General features: G+C 43.2%; 17 protein-coding genes and 1 pseudogene. 16 read left to right on the top strand and 2 right to left on the bottom strand.

What is annotated here, in order from left to right:
* Positions 1-17: 17 nt before the first annotated feature.
* The 9 genes from rplO to rplQ all read left to right on the top strand — a co-directional run bounded on the left by rplO (position 18) and on the right by rplQ (position 5,213).
* Entirely contained in the window at positions 18-452 is a 435-nt protein-coding gene (gene rplO, locus HF966_RS02690) for a 50S ribosomal protein L15 (RefSeq protein ID WP_168676116.1), read from the top strand.
* Complete coding sequence (gene secY / locus HF966_RS02685) at positions 452-1,786, top strand: preprotein translocase subunit SecY (RefSeq protein ID WP_168676115.1); 1,335 nt, start codon at positions 452-454, stop codon at positions 1,784-1,786. Before rplO ends, secY begins: the two co-directional genes overlap by 1 nt.
* Positions 1,779-2,342 (top strand): adenylate kinase, encoded by a 564-nt coding sequence (locus tag HF966_RS02680; protein ID WP_168676114.1) that lies wholly within the window; start codon positions 1,779-1,781, stop codon positions 2,340-2,342. Before secY ends, HF966_RS02680 begins: the two co-directional genes overlap by 8 nt.
* A gap of 108 nt (positions 2,343-2,450) precedes the next feature.
* Positions 2,451-2,666 carry a translation initiation factor IF-1 gene (infA, locus tag HF966_RS02675; RefSeq protein WP_002816015.1) on the top strand — a complete coding sequence of 72 codons (216 nt, stop codon included), beginning with the start codon at positions 2,451-2,453 and terminating at the stop codon, positions 2,664-2,666.
* Positions 2,667-2,711: 45 nt separating this feature from the next.
* Positions 2,712-2,831: a 50S ribosomal protein L36 gene (rpmJ, locus tag HF966_RS02670; RefSeq protein ID WP_002816013.1), complete on the top strand. Its 120-nt coding sequence runs from the start codon at positions 2,712-2,714 to the stop codon at positions 2,829-2,831.
* 81 nt (positions 2,832-2,912) lie between these two features.
* The gene (gene rpsM, locus HF966_RS02665; RefSeq protein ID WP_168676113.1) at positions 2,913-3,284 is read left to right on the top strand and encodes a 30S ribosomal protein S13; all 372 of its coding nucleotides are present in this window, start codon (positions 2,913-2,915) and stop codon (positions 3,282-3,284) included.
* Between the two features lie 130 nt (positions 3,285-3,414).
* The gene (gene rpsK / locus HF966_RS02660; RefSeq protein WP_009999830.1) at positions 3,415-3,801 is read left to right on the top strand and encodes a 30S ribosomal protein S11; all 387 of its coding nucleotides are present in this window, start codon (positions 3,415-3,417) and stop codon (positions 3,799-3,801) included.
* Positions 3,802-3,847: 46 nt separating this feature from the next.
* Positions 3,848-4,792, top strand: coding sequence for a DNA-directed RNA polymerase subunit alpha (locus HF966_RS02655; RefSeq protein ID WP_168676112.1), 945 nt, complete (start codon positions 3,848-3,850; stop codon positions 4,790-4,792).
* A 37-nt stretch (positions 4,793-4,829) separates the two neighbouring features.
* On the top strand, positions 4,830-5,213 hold the full coding sequence (gene rplQ, locus HF966_RS02650; RefSeq protein ID WP_004899394.1) for a 50S ribosomal protein L17: 384 nt from the start codon (positions 4,830-4,832) through the stop codon (positions 5,211-5,213).
* A 52-nt stretch (positions 5,214-5,265) separates the two neighbouring features.
* On the opposite strand, the gene HF966_RS02645 is transcribed toward rplQ, so the two are convergent.
* Together HF966_RS02645 and HF966_RS02640 are read right to left on the bottom strand one after the other, a co-directional pair.
* On the bottom strand, positions 5,266-6,264 hold the full coding sequence (locus tag HF966_RS02645) for a polyprenyl synthetase family protein (RefSeq protein ID WP_168676111.1): 999 nt from the start codon (positions 6,262-6,264) through the stop codon (positions 5,266-5,268).
* Positions 6,265-6,364: 100 nt separating this feature from the next.
* On the bottom strand, positions 6,365-8,035 hold the full coding sequence (locus HF966_RS02640) for an FAD-dependent oxidoreductase (RefSeq protein WP_168676109.1): 1,671 nt from the start codon (positions 8,033-8,035) through the stop codon (positions 6,365-6,367).
* Positions 8,036-8,222: 187 nt separating this feature from the next.
* Here HF966_RS02640 and HF966_RS02635 point away from each other — a divergent pair, with 187 nt between their 5' ends.
* The 7 genes and pseudogenes from HF966_RS02635 to HF966_RS02605 all read left to right on the top strand — a co-directional run bounded on the left by HF966_RS02635 (position 8,223) and on the right by HF966_RS02605 (position 14,199).
* A complete protein-coding gene (locus tag HF966_RS02635) occupies positions 8,223-9,044 on the top strand; it encodes an energy-coupling factor transporter ATPase (protein WP_168676108.1) in 822 nt (273 codons plus the stop codon).
* Positions 9,020-9,877 carry an energy-coupling factor transporter ATPase gene (locus HF966_RS02630; protein WP_168676106.1) on the top strand — a complete coding sequence of 286 codons (858 nt, stop codon included), beginning with the start codon at positions 9,020-9,022 and terminating at the stop codon, positions 9,875-9,877. The genes HF966_RS02635 and HF966_RS02630 overlap by 25 nt, the downstream gene beginning before the upstream one ends.
* On the top strand, positions 9,870-10,670 hold the full coding sequence (locus tag HF966_RS02625; RefSeq protein WP_168676105.1) for an energy-coupling factor transporter transmembrane component T family protein: 801 nt from the start codon (positions 9,870-9,872) through the stop codon (positions 10,668-10,670). The genes HF966_RS02630 and HF966_RS02625 overlap by 8 nt, the downstream gene beginning before the upstream one ends.
* A gap of 35 nt (positions 10,671-10,705) precedes the next feature.
* Positions 10,706-11,491 carry a tRNA pseudouridine(38-40) synthase TruA gene (gene truA, locus HF966_RS02620; protein ID WP_168676103.1) on the top strand — a complete coding sequence of 262 codons (786 nt, stop codon included), beginning with the start codon at positions 10,706-10,708 and terminating at the stop codon, positions 11,489-11,491.
* Positions 11,492-11,685: 194 nt separating this feature from the next.
* A complete protein-coding gene (rplM, locus tag HF966_RS02615; RefSeq protein ID WP_168676101.1) occupies positions 11,686-12,129 on the top strand; it encodes a 50S ribosomal protein L13 in 444 nt (147 codons plus the stop codon).
* 18 nt (positions 12,130-12,147) lie between these two features.
* Positions 12,148-12,543, top strand: coding sequence for a 30S ribosomal protein S9 (rpsI, locus tag HF966_RS02610; RefSeq protein ID WP_168676099.1), 396 nt, complete (start codon positions 12,148-12,150; stop codon positions 12,541-12,543).
* Between the two features lie 735 nt (positions 12,544-13,278).
* A pseudogene (locus HF966_RS02605) lies at positions 13,279-14,199 on the top strand (IS30 family transposase).
* Positions 14,200-14,251: the final 52 nt, after the last annotated feature.

The following is a 14,251-nucleotide window of genomic DNA, read 5'->3' as shown; positions in this document are numbered from 1 at the left end:
ATAGGAGGTACCGAAAGATGAACTTGAACGAATTACAACCTGCTGAAGGTTCACGCAAGTTGCGTAACCGTGTAGGTCGCGGTACGTCATCAGGAAACGGTAAGACATCTGGACGTGGTCAAAAGGGTCAAAAGGCTCGTGGCAAAGTGCGTTTGGGATTCGAAGGTGGTCAAATGCCTTTGTACCGTCGTATTCCAAAGCGTGGATTTACTAACATTTCACGTAAGGAATTTGCTGTGGTTAACTTGGAAAAGTTGAACGCATTTGCAGATGGCACAGAAATCACGCCAGCACTTTTGATTGAAAACGGTATTGTTAAAAATCAAAAGTCAGGTATCAAAGTCTTGGCTGTCGGTCAACTTGACAAGAAGTTGACTGTTAAGGCACATAAGTTCTCAGGCGCTGCTAAGGCGGCGATTGAACAAGCCGGTGGAACGACTGAGGTAATTTAATGCTACGCACGTTATTTAATGCAGTACGTGAAAAGGATATTCGCAAGAAGCTTGGGTGGACTTTTCTGATTTTGTTCGTTTACAGAATCGGAACGCACATCACTGTGCCAGGTGTTAACCCAGCTGCGATGGCGAATATGGCCAATTCAGGATTAATGAACATTCTGAACATTTTTTCTGGTGGCGGTTTGATGAACTACTCGTTGTTTGCAATGGGTGTTTCACCATACGTGACGGCACAAATTGTTGTGCAACTTTTGCAATTAGATATCGTGCCTCGCTTTGTTGAATGGAGTAAGCAGGGTGAAGTTGGTCGGCGAAAGTTGAACAACGCCACACGTTGGTTAACACTCGTACTTGCTTTTGTTCAATCTGTGGGTATTACAGCTGGATTTAATTCCTTGTCTGCCTACGGACTTGTCAGCCAAACAAATAATGTGATGTCATTTCTAGTCATTGGCTCAGTGATGACAATCGGAACATTTTTTGCGATGTGGCTGGGTGAAATGATTACTGAAAAAGGATTAGGAAACGGTGTTTCTATGATCATTTTTGCAGGAATTATTGCACAAGCACCACAAGGTTTGTATGAAATTTTCAAAGAAAATATTTTACAAGCCAGCTCAAGTGATTTAGCAAACGGAATTGTCTTTATGGTCGTGTTGCTCATCGCCATGGTTTTGGTGATTGGGATTACAACATGGTTCTATGAAGCCACCCGCCGTTTGCAAATGCAGTACACACGTTCTGCAACATCATATGGTAGTGAAGCTTATTTGCCATTAAAGGTTAACGTCTCTGGTGTTATCCCGGTAATCTTTGCCTCATCATTTATTAGTACACCACAAACGATTATGTTGGCATTTCAAGATAAGTATGCGTCTGCACACTGGTATCAGGTGATGCAACAAATATTTAGTATGACAACACTACCTGGTGCGATTCTCTACACTGTCTTAATTATCATCTTCACTTACTTCTATGCCTTTGTTCAAGTTAACCCTGAAAAGTTATCAGAGAATTTGCAAAAGCAAGGGGCCTACATCGTTGGTGTGCGTCCTGGTGATGAGACCAAGTCATTCGTGTCACAACTCCTATTGAACTTGAGCTTTGTTGGTTCAATTTTCTTGGGATTTGTGGCCTTGGTGCCGCTCATTGCTTCAGATGTTTGGAGTTTGAATGAAAAAATTGGTCTAGGTGGCACAAGTTTGCTTATTGCAATCGGTGTCGCATTAGACTTGATTCGTCAAATTGATGGGTTGATGCAGAAGAGAAATTATATTGGGTTTATCACAAAAGATCAGTTAGCAAATCGGGAGGCAACTAATGGCTAAGAATTTGATTTTGTTGGGTTTGCCAGGTGCTGGTAAAGGCACACAAGCAGACTTTATTGTTAAGGACTATCCAACGGTCCACATCTCTACTGGAGATATTTTCCGTGCCAATTTGGCCAATGATACAGTATTGGGTAAGCAAGCACGCGAATACATGGACGCTGGTAATTTAGTTCCTGACGAAATCACAAATGCGATGGTTGCTGATCGTTTGAGTCAAGCAGATGTACAAGCTGATGGATTTATGTTAGATGGTTACCCACGTAATGAAGCGCAAGCAGCATTCTTGGATAAGTATTTAGCAGAAAATGGGACAGCAGTCTCTGCGACACTTTACTTTGAAGTTTCTGATTCATTGCTACGCGAACGTCTTTTGGGACGTGGCCGCGCAGACGATACACCTGAAGTTATTGATAACCGTTTGGCTGTCAATAAAGCAGCGAACTTGCCATTGGTAGATTACTACCAAAAGGCCGGTGTCTTGCACACAATCGATGGCGGACGTGAACTTGCCGAGGTGTATCATGATGTGAAAGCGGTTTTGGATAACTTGTAATTGAAGTTTCTGAAATCACATTGAGAAGTACTGGTAAATCTGGTATAATTTGATAGGTTAAGCACTTATCAACAATGTTGAACATGATTTGCACAGGAGGTTAAGTGCATGGCCAACGATGTCATCGAAATTGAAGGTAAAGTGAAAGAAACTTTGCCAAATGCGATGTTCCAAGTAGAACTCGAAAATGGTGCGGTCATCTTAGCGCACGTTTCAGGTAAAATTCGTAAGAACTTTATCCGAATCTTGCCAGGTGATCGGGTCACAGTCGAAATGTCACCATACGACTTAACGAAGGGTCGTATTACTTATCGTTTCCGTTAAGAAGTGATTTGGAATAATCAGTTAACCGAATAGGAGGAATAGATTATGAAAGTACGCCCATCAGTTAAAAAGATGTGTGATGCTTGCCGCGTTATCAAGCGTAATGGTCGCACAATGATCATCTGCTCAGCTAACCCTAAGCACAAGCAACGCGCTGGAAAGTAATTTCCAGAACAAAGCAACTTAAAATAGATTGTAAATAGACATAATTGTCATTTTCAAAATACTAACAGGAGGTAAATTGTTATGGCTCGTATTGCAGGTATTGATTTGCCACGTGACAAGCGTATTGTCATTGGCTTAACATACATCTACGGAATCGGTAATACTACTGCACAAAAGATTTTGGTTGAAGCAGGCGTTTCAGAAGACGTCCGTGTTCGCGATCTCTCAGCAGATCAAGAAGACGCCATCCGTGCAACAGTTGACAAGTTGAACTTGCAACTTGAAGGTGATTTGCGTCGTAAGGTATCACTTGATATCAAAGCGTTGCAAGAAATCGCTTCATACCGTGGCATTCGTCACCGTAAGGGCTTGCCCGTTCGTGGACAAAACACGAAGAACAACGCTCGTACACGTAAAGGCCCAGCTAAGGCAATTGCTGGTAAGAAGAAGTAATCTTTGATTATTTTTTCTGTTGTATCCTAATCGATACGGCACATGATTATCGTAACCATAGTTACGTAATGTTGGTTAAGCAATTAACCCGAGAAATTATACAAAAAGTATTGAAAAGGAGGCAAACATTATGGCAGGTCGTACAACGCGTAAGCGTCGTGTGAAAAAGAATATTGAAACCGGTGTGGCTCACATCCATTCAACATTCAACAACACTATCGTCATGATTACAGATGTTCAAGGTAACGCAGTTGCTTGGTCATCAGCCGGTGCACTTGGCTTCAAGGGAAGTCGTAAGTCAACACCATTCGCTGCTCAAATGGCAGCAGAAGCAGCAGCAAAGAGTGCCATGGAAATGAACATGCGCACAGTTGCAGTTACTGTTAAGGGACCAGGTTCTGGTCGTGAATCAGCAATTCGCGCTTTGGCTGCAGCTGGCCTGGAAGTAACATCAATCAAAGATGTTACACCAGTTCCCCACAACGGATCACGCCCACCAAAGCGTCGTCGTGTTTAATTGATTTTCATTGCTCTTGCTGTGAAAGAAGGGGTAAGAATTACAGATGATTGAATTTGAAAAGCCAAATATTCATAACATCGAAGAGGATGCCCGCTATGGCAAATTTGTTGTAGAGCCTCTTGAACGCGGATATGGTACAACGCTTGGTAACTCTTTGCGTCGTATCTTATTGTCATCGCTTCCGGGCGCAGCCGTTAACACGGTCCAAATTGACGGTGTTGTTCACGAGTTTTCAACCGTGGATGGTGTCGTTGAAGATGTCACACAAATCATCTTGAACCTTAAGAAGGTTGTGTTGGCGATTGATTCGGATGATGAACGAAGCCTTGAAATTGATGTTCAGGGTCCAGCGGATGTGACTGCTGCTGATTTGCAAGCAGGCGCTGATGTTGAAGTTCTTAACCCAGATTTGCATATCGCTACTGTGGCAGCAGGTAAGTCATTGCATATGACAGTCACGGCAGTTAAAGGTCGTGGTTACTCATCAGCTGACGAGAATAAGCAATTGCGTGAAGAAATGCCGATCGGTGTTTTGGCAGTTGATTCAATTTATACACCTATCGAACGTGTGAACTACCATGTAGAAAACACACGTGTCGGTGCACGTGATGATTATGATAAGCTCACTTTTGATATTTGGACTAATGGTTCAATCAAGCCAAGTGATGCTTTGAGCCTTGGTTCAAAAATCTTGGCGGAACACTTGAACTTGTTTATGGATATTTCTCCAGTGGCAGCTGAAGCCAATGTTATGGTGGAAGCGGAACCTGTTGCGGTTAGCGCATCAGATTCTGCGCCAATTGAAGACTTGGACTTATCAGTTCGTTCTTATAATTGTCTCAAACGGGCCGGTATCAACACCATTGTGGAGTTGACAGATCGCACTGAAGCCGACATGATGAAGGTGCGTAATCTCGGTCGGAAATCACTTGACGAAATCCAAGAAAAGCTTACTGAAATGGGCTTAGGATTCCGCAAGGAAGATTAACACATGTCTTTAAACTACTAAAAAGGAGGATTCACCAATGCCATATCGTAAATTGGGTCGTACATCTTCACAACGTAAAGCTATGTTGCGTGATTTGACTACTGATCTTTTGATCAACGGTCGTATCACAACAACTGAAGCACGCGCTAAAGAAGTTCGTAAGACAACTGATAAGATGATTACATTAGGTAAGCGTGGTGACTTGGCGGCTCGCCGTCAAGCTGCTGCCTTTGTCCGCAACGAAGTTGCTGACGTGATCGAAGACGGCGACAACGTGAAAGTACAATCAGCTTTGCAAAAGTTGTTTGATGACGTTGCACCTCGCTTTGCTGAACGTAATGGTGGTTACACACGAATTCTCAAGACTGTCCAACGTCGTGGCGATGCCGCACAATTGGTCATCTTGGAACTTGTTGATTAATTACAGTACATCTAAAAATAACCCTTGGAATTAAGTTTCCAAGGGTTATTTTTTAATGGTTTCGATTGAGTAATAGGTGACTTAATTGCTCAAGCTGTGTCTGAATGGTTGGTTCTGGCAGACGTGCAATTAAGGCTTGTAACTTATCCGTGTAATCCGTTAATAATGCGTTGAGTTTTGTCATCGCATGACTTTGCGTGATGAGTTCGTGTAAACGAATCATGTCGGCATCACGAATTGCATCACGCTGCATCAACAAAGCGCGTACTTCCGTGTTAACCGTTGGATCAGTGAGGGCAAATAGGACGGGTGCTGTGTAGATACCGTTGCGGATATCTTGACCAATTGGCTTGCCAAGCGAGAGCTGCTGTGTGATTGATTCAAAGTCTAAGTAATCATCCAGGAGTTGGAAGGTCATACCCAGATTTTCGCCCAATTCGCTGACGATGTCATGTAAGTCATCAGCAATGGCGTTGCCGCTAATTAATCCGTAGGTGACGCTTAATTTGAATAAGGCAGCGGTCTTGCCCTTAATTTGCGACAAGTAAGAGTCAAAGGTGGCCGTAATGTCGTAGCGGTGATGCTTTTGCACCAACTCACCAAATAAGATGTCTTGCAATGCCGTTAAAGCCAAACGATTGGCTTGGGGCAGGTTGGCTTGTTCAAGTAAAGAAAACATACCAGTCAATAGGTAATCGCCCGCATAAACGGCGGTATCCTTGCCAAATTGGCTCTGGATACTTTCGTGACCACGACGCAGTTTTGATTCATCAATAATATCATCATGAATTAAAGTCGCTAGATGTAAGAGTTCGACGCTGGCGCCTAATTGCACGGCTTGGGCATTGTATGGGGCGGTGGTTAGTTTTGAAAAAATCAAAGTCAGTGCTGGACGAACTAACTTGCCGGCGTTTAGTTGTGAACGGATGGCTGTGTCGATATCTTCAAAGCCAATATGCCAGCTGGTCGCCATATCATTCAAAACAGCGACTAATGGTTCAGATAATTCGGGGAATTGTTCCCACATTTTCGGAAGTGTCGGGGTTGCCATGTTAAATTTCTCTATTTCTCTCGGGCCAACTGAATGTCAGTTAGCTGATTTTTATGTACAAAGTGCGAGAATGTTCATTCCCGCACTTTTTAATTATAACTTATTTGTCTAATTCATCGTAGAGTGACTTTGCCTTACCGTACCAAAGACCACCAAAGATCTTTTGTAGCAATGGCACAACGTAGAAGTCAATACCAAAGCCACGACCGGCACCGTTCATGACAGCGATACTTGAGAAGATCAGGAACCAGTGCGTCAAGTCAAAGCCATTGGCTGCCCAAGCAGTAATCGTCAAGATGATTGAAACCAAGGCTAATGGCCAAGTCATCAAACCAATCAATAGACCAGCACCTGCCACGATTTCAATAAAACTAGCCAAGCCATGTTGCCAGAAAAGATCGTTGAGTTGACCGACGTGACCCAAAGCAGCTAAGATCCAGAATAGACCTAGGAAGATACGAAGTGGCGTTGACCAAAGGACGTTACCAAGGCGAGAAACAGCGCCCTTAAATGGGTTACGACCATTTTCTGTGCGGAAGAATTCATCCAACATGTAATGGAAGATAGAATACATTGAACGAATCTGTGAGTAGAAGAACAAGTTGATGCCATGCTTAGCCAGGCTAGCAAAGAAGCCAGAAAAGTTCATGCCCATCAAGCTGGCAACTGTGTAGTGTGAACCAATAGATACGGCGAAACCATGGTAGCTCACTACTTCAGCAAATTTCTTTGGCTTTGCAAAGCCAAGGTCTGCCAAGATGTTGTTTGATGCGGCACGGGCAGCACTTTCAGCACCTTCAACTGTTTGTGGGACAGGACCAGTCTTTTCGTCAACGTAAGACAACGTATCACCAGCCACGTAAATGTCTTGTGCAGGTGTGTCGTCTTCAAGCGTTGCGTGCATGTAATCATCTGCTTCAATACGACCACCACGGCCATACTTGAAGCCCCAGTCAGAGATGAATGACTTGGCCTTCACACCGGCCGTCCAGATGAGGGACTTAGTTGGCAAAGTTGAGCCATCCTTGAAGATGACACCATTTTCGTCAACGCCGGTTACCATGGCACCAAGACGAAGATCCACGCCATTTTCCGTCATGTACTTCAAAGCCTTGTCAGCCAAGCGACGGTCTTGAAGCATGTTCAAAATAGTTGGGGCAGCTTCGAGCAAAACCAGCTTAATTTCAGCTTCATCCAACTTGTATGTGTCGGCTAAGACCTTACGTTGTTCGATGAATTCACCCATCAATTCAGCACCGGTAAATCCTGAACCAACAACGGCGATTGTGAGCAATTGTTCACGCTTGGCTGGGTCAAGTTCTGCTGCACCTTGACCAATGATGTTTTCGATATGGTTGCGGATTGCCAATGATTCTTCCATTGACCATAATTCAAAACCATGTTCCTTCACACCTGGTGTGCCAAAGTCGTTTGATTGGCCACCAACGGCCAAGATCAACTTTTCGTAGTCAATATCGCCGTGAGTTGTCTTAACGATTTTAGCGGTCTTATCGATGCCGTTGACTTCGGCTGTCAACAACTTCACATTTTTATTTTGATAGAAGAGATGTTCCAAGTCTTCTTGTACGTGCTTTGGGGCCACACGCTTAGAAGCAACTTCGTGCAATTCTGTCATGTATGTGAAATAAGAATGCTTATCAATCAAAATGATGTTGTATTCTTTGTGTGATTTTAATTTCTTTGACAAAGTTTTTGCTGCGAATACACCACCGAAACCAGCGCCAACAATGACAATATTTTTTTCTGCCATGACTATTTTCTTCCTTTTGTGAATTACATAATATTCTTGTGAAATACCTTTTTTATTATAGACCAATTTTCGTTATTTTAAAAGCGTTTCGGCTAAAAAATCTTTGTGAAAAAATGTGTGAGAAGAATCAATAGGGCCTAAACTAATGATAGGCGAAATGCCCTAACCTATGATAGAATAAGGTCTAATGACTCAAGCGATAAAAATTAACAATTTAAACTATCAATATGATGATACGCAAACCTTGTTCGATGATTTTAATCTCACGATTGAATCCGGCCAATGGGTAGCATTGGTCGGCCACAATGGTTCGGGAAAATCCACTTTGGCAAAACTCGTGCTCGGCCTGATTGCGGCTAATGCTGGTGAGATCACCGTTTTTGGTGTGCCACTGACCGTTGAGACGGTACATGAGATTCGTGGACAAATCGGCATGGTTTTCCAAAATCCAGATAACCAGTTTGTCGGGGCAACGGTGGCCGATGATGTGGCTTTTGGCTTGGAAAATCAGCAATTACCCAGCAATGACATGCCAAGTCGTATTGATGAAGCGCTCAACATTGTTGGGATGCAAGCATTTAAAGATCGGGAGCCGCATACGTTGTCGGGTGGCCAAAAACAGCGCGTGGCGTTGGCCAGTGTCTTGGCTTTAGCGCCTAAGATCATCATTTTAGATGAAGCCACAGCGATGTTGGATCCGGATGGCCGTGACACTGTGATGCAAACGTTGCAGGCCTTAAAGGCGCGTTTTGGCAAGGCATTGACTTTAATCACCATCACGCATGATATGGATGAAGCAACGCTGGCTGATCGTGTGGTTGTGATTAATGATGGGCAATTGATATTAGATGGCACCCCCGCAGCAGTCTTTAGTCAGCGCGACCTGATGCATGACAATGGGCTGGCGTTGCCCTTTGCTGGTGAGTTAGCTGCACAAATGCAGCCGGCACCAGCAAATTATTTAGATGAGAGAGAATTGATTCAGTGGCTATCACGTTTGAAAAAGTAAATTTTAGCTATGGTGCTGGTACAACGCTGGCGCATGCGATCTTGCATGATGTCACCGTCAATATGCCATCGGGGCAGGTGACGGCAATTGTTGGACAGACGGGTTCTGGAAAGTCCACCCTGGTCCAGCATATTAATGGTCTGTTGAAACCCACACAGGGGCGGGTGGTCGTTGATGATTTTGAATTAACGGCGCGTACGAAAGAAAAGCAGCTGATGCAACTTCGACAAAAGGTTGGTATTGTTTTTCAGTTTCCAGAAAATCAGTTATTTGCCAATTCGGTCCTAGAAGATGTCATGTATGCACCGCTGAATTTTGGCGCAGATAAGGTGGCCGCACAAGCAGCTGCTGAAACAGCGTTACGCCGAGTTGGCGTGGCGGAAGCCTTGTGGCAAAAGTCGCCCTTTGAATTGTCCGGTGGGCAGATGCGACGGGTGGCGATGGCAGGGACGCTTGCCAGCGATCCGAGTGTTGTCGTTTTGGACGAACCAGCGGCTGGCTTAGACCCTAAAGGTCAAGCTGAGTTACTACAATTGGTTTTAGAACTCAAATCATTAGGCAAGACAGTCGTTTTCATTTCGCATCATATGGATCATGTGGTCGCCGTGGCAGACCAAGTGGTTGTCATGCATGACGGCCGTGTGGTAGCTAAAGACACGCCGGCAGTCTTGTTTAATCGTGACTTAGACTGGTTTAAAAAGATGAAACTGGACTTGCCAAAAGCGGGTCAGTTCGCCGAAAAGCTCACGGCTGCGGGGATGAAATTACCAGAGCGGCCGTTGACGCTCACCCAGCTCGCCACCGCCATTAATACGGAGGTGGGGCATGAATAATATTATGATTGGGCGCTTTGTGCCTGGGGATTCATTCATTCACCGATTGGACCCACGAACGAAAATGATTGGGACGTTCTTATACATTTTGGTCATGTTGTGGGCGAATAGTTGGGCGAGTTATGCTTGGACGGCGATTTTTGTGTTGGGCTTAATTCGTCTGACCGGGCAACCTTTTAAGTTGTATTGGGACGGATTGAAGCCGATTTTTTGGTTGATTTTGTTCACAGTTGTTTTACAACTGGCTTTCACACCAGGCACACCAGTACTTTACCGGTTAGGGCCAGTGGTCATTACAACCCCTGGTCTCATTAATGCGATCTACGTTATGATTCGGTTTGTTTTAATCATTTTGATGTCAACTATCCTGACCCTGACGACGCCGCCAACAAGTATCGCCAATGCCTTGGAAATGTTACTGGGACCGTTGAAAAAGATTAAGGTGCCGGTGGCCGAATTAGCACTGATGCTCTCCATTGCGCTGCGCTTTGTGCCCTTGCTCATGGATGAGACGCAAAAGATCATGAACGCGCAGAAATCACGGGGAATGGGCTTTTCAACCGGTGGCCCCGTTAAGCGGGCCAAAGCGATTATTCCCTTACTGATTCCCTTGTTCGTTGGCGCATTACAACGCGCCTTAGACCTGGCTAATGCCATGGAAGTGCGGGGTTTTCGTGATGCCGTGCAACGGACGAAATATCGCGTGCTACATTATGAAAAAAATGATGGGTTAGCTTTCGCCGGCTTATTCGTTTTTGTGGTCGTTTTTGTTGTGACCAAGCGCCTGTTTTAATCACAGGCAATCAAATAAAATGAGAGTGGGAGATTATGCCACGATATAAAGCAGTCGTTGCTTATGACGGCTCGGAATTTTTTGGATTCCAAGTGCAAACAAAAAATGGCGTTGAGCGCCAACGGACCGTGCAAGGGGAGTTGAACCGTGCGGTCAACCAAATGGCTAAGCAGCCAACGCCAGCCATTAAGGTTGTCGGTGCTTCGCGGACGGACACGGGTGTCCATGCTTTTGGTCAAGTTGTTCATTTTGATTTACCTTTTGATATCCAGCCGGAAGGTGTGCGAAAGGGCTTAAATACGTTGTTGCCTAGAGATATCATGATCAAGCAAGTAACAAAAGTAGCGGATGATTTTCATGCGCGCTTTAACACACATGCCAAGCGCTACAGCTACCGTGTATCAACCCAAGATTTTACGGATCCTTTTAAACGCCACTACACGGGCCATTTCCAATGGCGCTTAGATGTCGCCCGTATTCAAACGGCTTTGCCGGATTTACTCGGGGAGCATGATTTTGCTAGCTTTGCTGCTTCAGGGAACCAAACGGCAACGACTGTGCGGACCATCACACGGGCCGATGTGATAGTGAAGCCAGAAGCACAAGAGTTGGTTTTCATATTTGAAGGCAATGCCTTTTTGTATAATCAAATTCGGATTATGGTCGGGGTGTTACTAGAAATTGGTAATGGTCGACGCGACGTGCATGACATTGTCCGACTGATTGCTGTTAAGGATCGTGAACAAGCGCGCTTTACCGCGCCAGCCAGTGGGTTATATCTTGAAGAAATTTATTATGATAGCACTGAAGAAATAAAATAAGGCTTTGACGGGGATGTCTGGTGGCACCGTGGTTATTGGGCATAGAATTTAGCCAAAAACCATTGACAATACGGATAATTTTAGGTAAGATAATACACGGTATTGTTTACCTCACGATAAGCCCCGGAAACTTATTGTAATTGCGTGGCAAGGAACGGCCGCGTTTGTAAACAACTAATCAAAGGAGCGCACACATGCGTACAACATTTTTAGCAAAACCAGGTGAAATCGAAAAGAAGTGGTATATTATTGATGCCAAAGAGGTCGTTTTGGGACGTTTGTCAACAGTAGTTGCTTCAATTTTGCGTGGTAAGAACAAGCCAACGTTTACACCAAACGTTGACATGGGTGACCATGTAATCATCATCAATGCAGCCGAAGTTAAGTTGACTGGTAAGAAGGCCACTGATAAGGTTTATTACCACCACTCAAACCACCCAGGTGGTTTGAAGGCTCGCACAGCTGGAAACTATCGTGAATTCAACCCTGAAAAGTTGCTTGAATTGTCAATCCACGGTATGTTGCCAAAGAACACTTTGGGTCGTAAGCAAGGCTTGAACTTGCACGTTTATGCTGGTGCAGAACATGCTCACGCAGCACAACAACCTGAAGTATTGAACATCGACAAGTTGGTTTAAGAAAGGAGAATCTAAATTATGGCTACAGCAGTACAATATGCCGGCACAGGCCGTCGTAAGAACTCAGTTGCTCGTGTGCGTTTGGTTCCAGGTAATGGCCAAATCACAATGAACGGCAAGTCAATCGAAGAATATATTCCTTTCGCTAACTTGCGTGAAGTTGTTTTGCAACCATTTAACGCAACTGAAACATTGGGAAACTACGATGTTTTGGTTAACGTTGTTGGTGGTGGATATTCTGGTCAAGCTGGTGCAACACGTCACGGTATCGCCCGTGCTTTGTTGACAGTCGATCCTGATTTCCGTGCAGTTTTGAAGGCAGCAGGTTTGTTGACTCGTGACTCACGTATGAAGGAACGTAAGAAGCCAGGTTTGAAGAAGGCTCGTAAGGCTTCACAATTCTCAAAGCGTTAATCTTCTTTTTCCACAAGGGTTGTTGCTATTCTGTGGTGGCAATTGGTGGGATCGCTCATTAATGTTAGAGCAAATCTAGCAATTTAAAAAGCATCAGCATTTTGCTGGTGCTTTTTTTGTGGTGTTAAGTCAATGTATCTAACTTTTCAAATAAAGAATCATTGCTATTATTAGAATAATTATTGCAAAAAGATAGAGGAAGTAGCTAATCGAAGATATTACTAAGAAATATTTTCGATGGAACAATTAGCCATTAATACTTTAAATACTATATTATTGTGAACCTGAAAATAGTTTTAAAAAATAGATATAATTTTATCTGTACGGTTCTTCTTTAAAATTTTTAAAACTAAATAACGGACAATCACTTCGTGTGTTAATTTAAATAATTTATCACTGGATGTTTTAAATGACAAAGTATTATTTTTTAATACTTATATTGTAATTTTTTTAAAGACTACAGTATATTAGTTTTAAAATGTCATAAGTAATATATGTATATGAAATCAAGGATTAGTGGAAATCATTGTTCATAATTATTTTATTCCTATGAATATGATAAAATTTTCAATTTCTATTTTTTGGAAAAAGAACATTTTATGAGCAACTATTTTATATTATTTTTGAGAACATATATTTGGTAGATTGTAAAATTAAACCGAACACCTGGCATAAAAAAGCTGCAGAGACTTTAATGGTAATTGTCTAAAATCAACCATAAAGGATCTGCAGCTTATGTCTTCTAGTTTATCATCTCACGAACGTTCTGTCATTGAAACCATGACCAAACTTAATCACTCAATCCGTGAAATCGCCCGTTTCTTAAAGCGTTTTCCTGCAACCATTACCTACGAGTTAAATCGGATTAAACCATACGATGCGTAACAAGCTCATCATTTAGCCCAGTGTAATCAGCACAAACACGGTCGCCATCTGTCCTTAACACCTGAAATATCAGTTTTTTTGAACCATCACATTGGTATTTTGAAGCGGTCACCAGAAACGGCTGCTCATGTATTGGGTATTGCTTTCAAGACAGTCTATAACTGGATTAACCATGGTTTGCTTAAAGTTAAGGTATCAGATTTACCTGATAAAGGTATTCGACGTAAACGTCAATCTGATGGCCGTAGACGTGTTTTTGCCCATGGCCGTTCAATTGAAAAACGACCAAAAACTGTCCAATTAAGACAAGAATTTGGTCATTTTGAAGTAGACACCATGCAATCTGGTAAAACACGTGGCGCTGTTTTAGTGACCATCACAGAACGGTTGAGCCGACCACATATCGTGAGGCATGTCAGTGGTCGCAATAGTCAAGCAGTGACACCGGCTATTATTAGGTTTTTCAAGGGCATCAAAAATGCTAAATCAATTACAGTTGATCACGTTAGAGAGTTTGCAAAATATGATGAAGTTGAGGAAGTGCTAGGCATACCGCTGTATTTTGCGCACCCATACTCACCAGAAGAACGTGGCAGTAATGAAGTACTGAATCGATATGTTCGGCGTTTTATACCAAAAGAACGAAAAATAGAAACAGTGAGCGCCAAAGAATTAGATCACATCAACCATTGGATTAATGCTAGACCAATGAAAACGCTCAACTGGCAATCACCACGAAAAGTTTTTCAGCAACAGGTGGTGTTCGGATGATTCTTGCAATCTGCCAAATCTATAAATAGTTATTTGAGTCTTAGCAATTTTT

It is taken from the genome of Leuconostoc holzapfelii (assembly GCF_012396485.1).
In the GTDB taxonomy this organism is placed as follows: Bacteria; Bacillota; Bacilli; order Lactobacillales; family Lactobacillaceae; genus Leuconostoc; species Leuconostoc holzapfelii.
Note: the sequence above shows the minus strand (reverse complement) of the source record. Positions and strands in the feature narration are given on the sequence as shown.

What these genes read in the sequence shown, in the direction of transcription:
- rplQ (WP_004899394.1), top strand. Translation starts at nt 4,830, where the DNA reads ATGCCATATCGTAAATTGGGTCGTACATCTTCACAACGTAAAGCTATG.
- rpsM (WP_168676113.1), top strand. Translation starts at nt 2,913, where the DNA reads ATGGCTCGTATTGCAGGTATTGATTTGCCACGTGACAAGCGTATTGTC.
- HF966_RS02625 (WP_168676105.1), top strand. Translation starts at nt 9,870, where the DNA reads ATGAATAATATTATGATTGGGCGCTTTGTGCCTGGGGATTCATTCATT.
- secY (WP_168676115.1), top strand. Translation starts at nt 452, where the DNA reads ATGCTACGCACGTTATTTAATGCAGTACGTGAAAAGGATATTCGCAAG.
- rplO (WP_168676116.1), top strand. Translation starts at nt 18, where the DNA reads ATGAACTTGAACGAATTACAACCTGCTGAAGGTTCACGCAAGTTGCGT.
- HF966_RS02655 (WP_168676112.1), top strand. Translation starts at nt 3,848, where the DNA reads ATGATTGAATTTGAAAAGCCAAATATTCATAACATCGAAGAGGATGCC.
- rpsK (WP_009999830.1), top strand. Translation starts at nt 3,415, where the DNA reads ATGGCAGGTCGTACAACGCGTAAGCGTCGTGTGAAAAAGAATATTGAA.
- rplM (WP_168676101.1), top strand. Translation starts at nt 11,686, where the DNA reads ATGCGTACAACATTTTTAGCAAAACCAGGTGAAATCGAAAAGAAGTGG.
- HF966_RS02680 (WP_168676114.1), top strand. Translation starts at nt 1,779, where the DNA reads ATGGCTAAGAATTTGATTTTGTTGGGTTTGCCAGGTGCTGGTAAAGGC.
- truA (WP_168676103.1), top strand. Translation starts at nt 10,706, where the DNA reads ATGCCACGATATAAAGCAGTCGTTGCTTATGACGGCTCGGAATTTTTT.
- HF966_RS02640 (WP_168676109.1), bottom strand. Translation starts at nt 8,035, where the DNA reads ATGGCAGAAAAAAATATTGTCATTGTTGGCGCTGGTTTCGGTGGTGTA.
- HF966_RS02635 (WP_168676108.1), top strand. Translation starts at nt 8,223, where the DNA reads ATGACTCAAGCGATAAAAATTAACAATTTAAACTATCAATATGATGAT.
- rpsI (WP_168676099.1), top strand. Translation starts at nt 12,148, where the DNA reads ATGGCTACAGCAGTACAATATGCCGGCACAGGCCGTCGTAAGAACTCA.
- HF966_RS02645 (WP_168676111.1), bottom strand. Translation starts at nt 6,264, where the DNA reads ATGGCAACCCCGACACTTCCGAAAATGTGGGAACAATTCCCCGAATTA.
- infA (WP_002816015.1), top strand. Translation starts at nt 2,451, where the DNA reads ATGGCCAACGATGTCATCGAAATTGAAGGTAAAGTGAAAGAAACTTTG.
- rpmJ (WP_002816013.1), top strand. Translation starts at nt 2,712, where the DNA reads ATGAAAGTACGCCCATCAGTTAAAAAGATGTGTGATGCTTGCCGCGTT.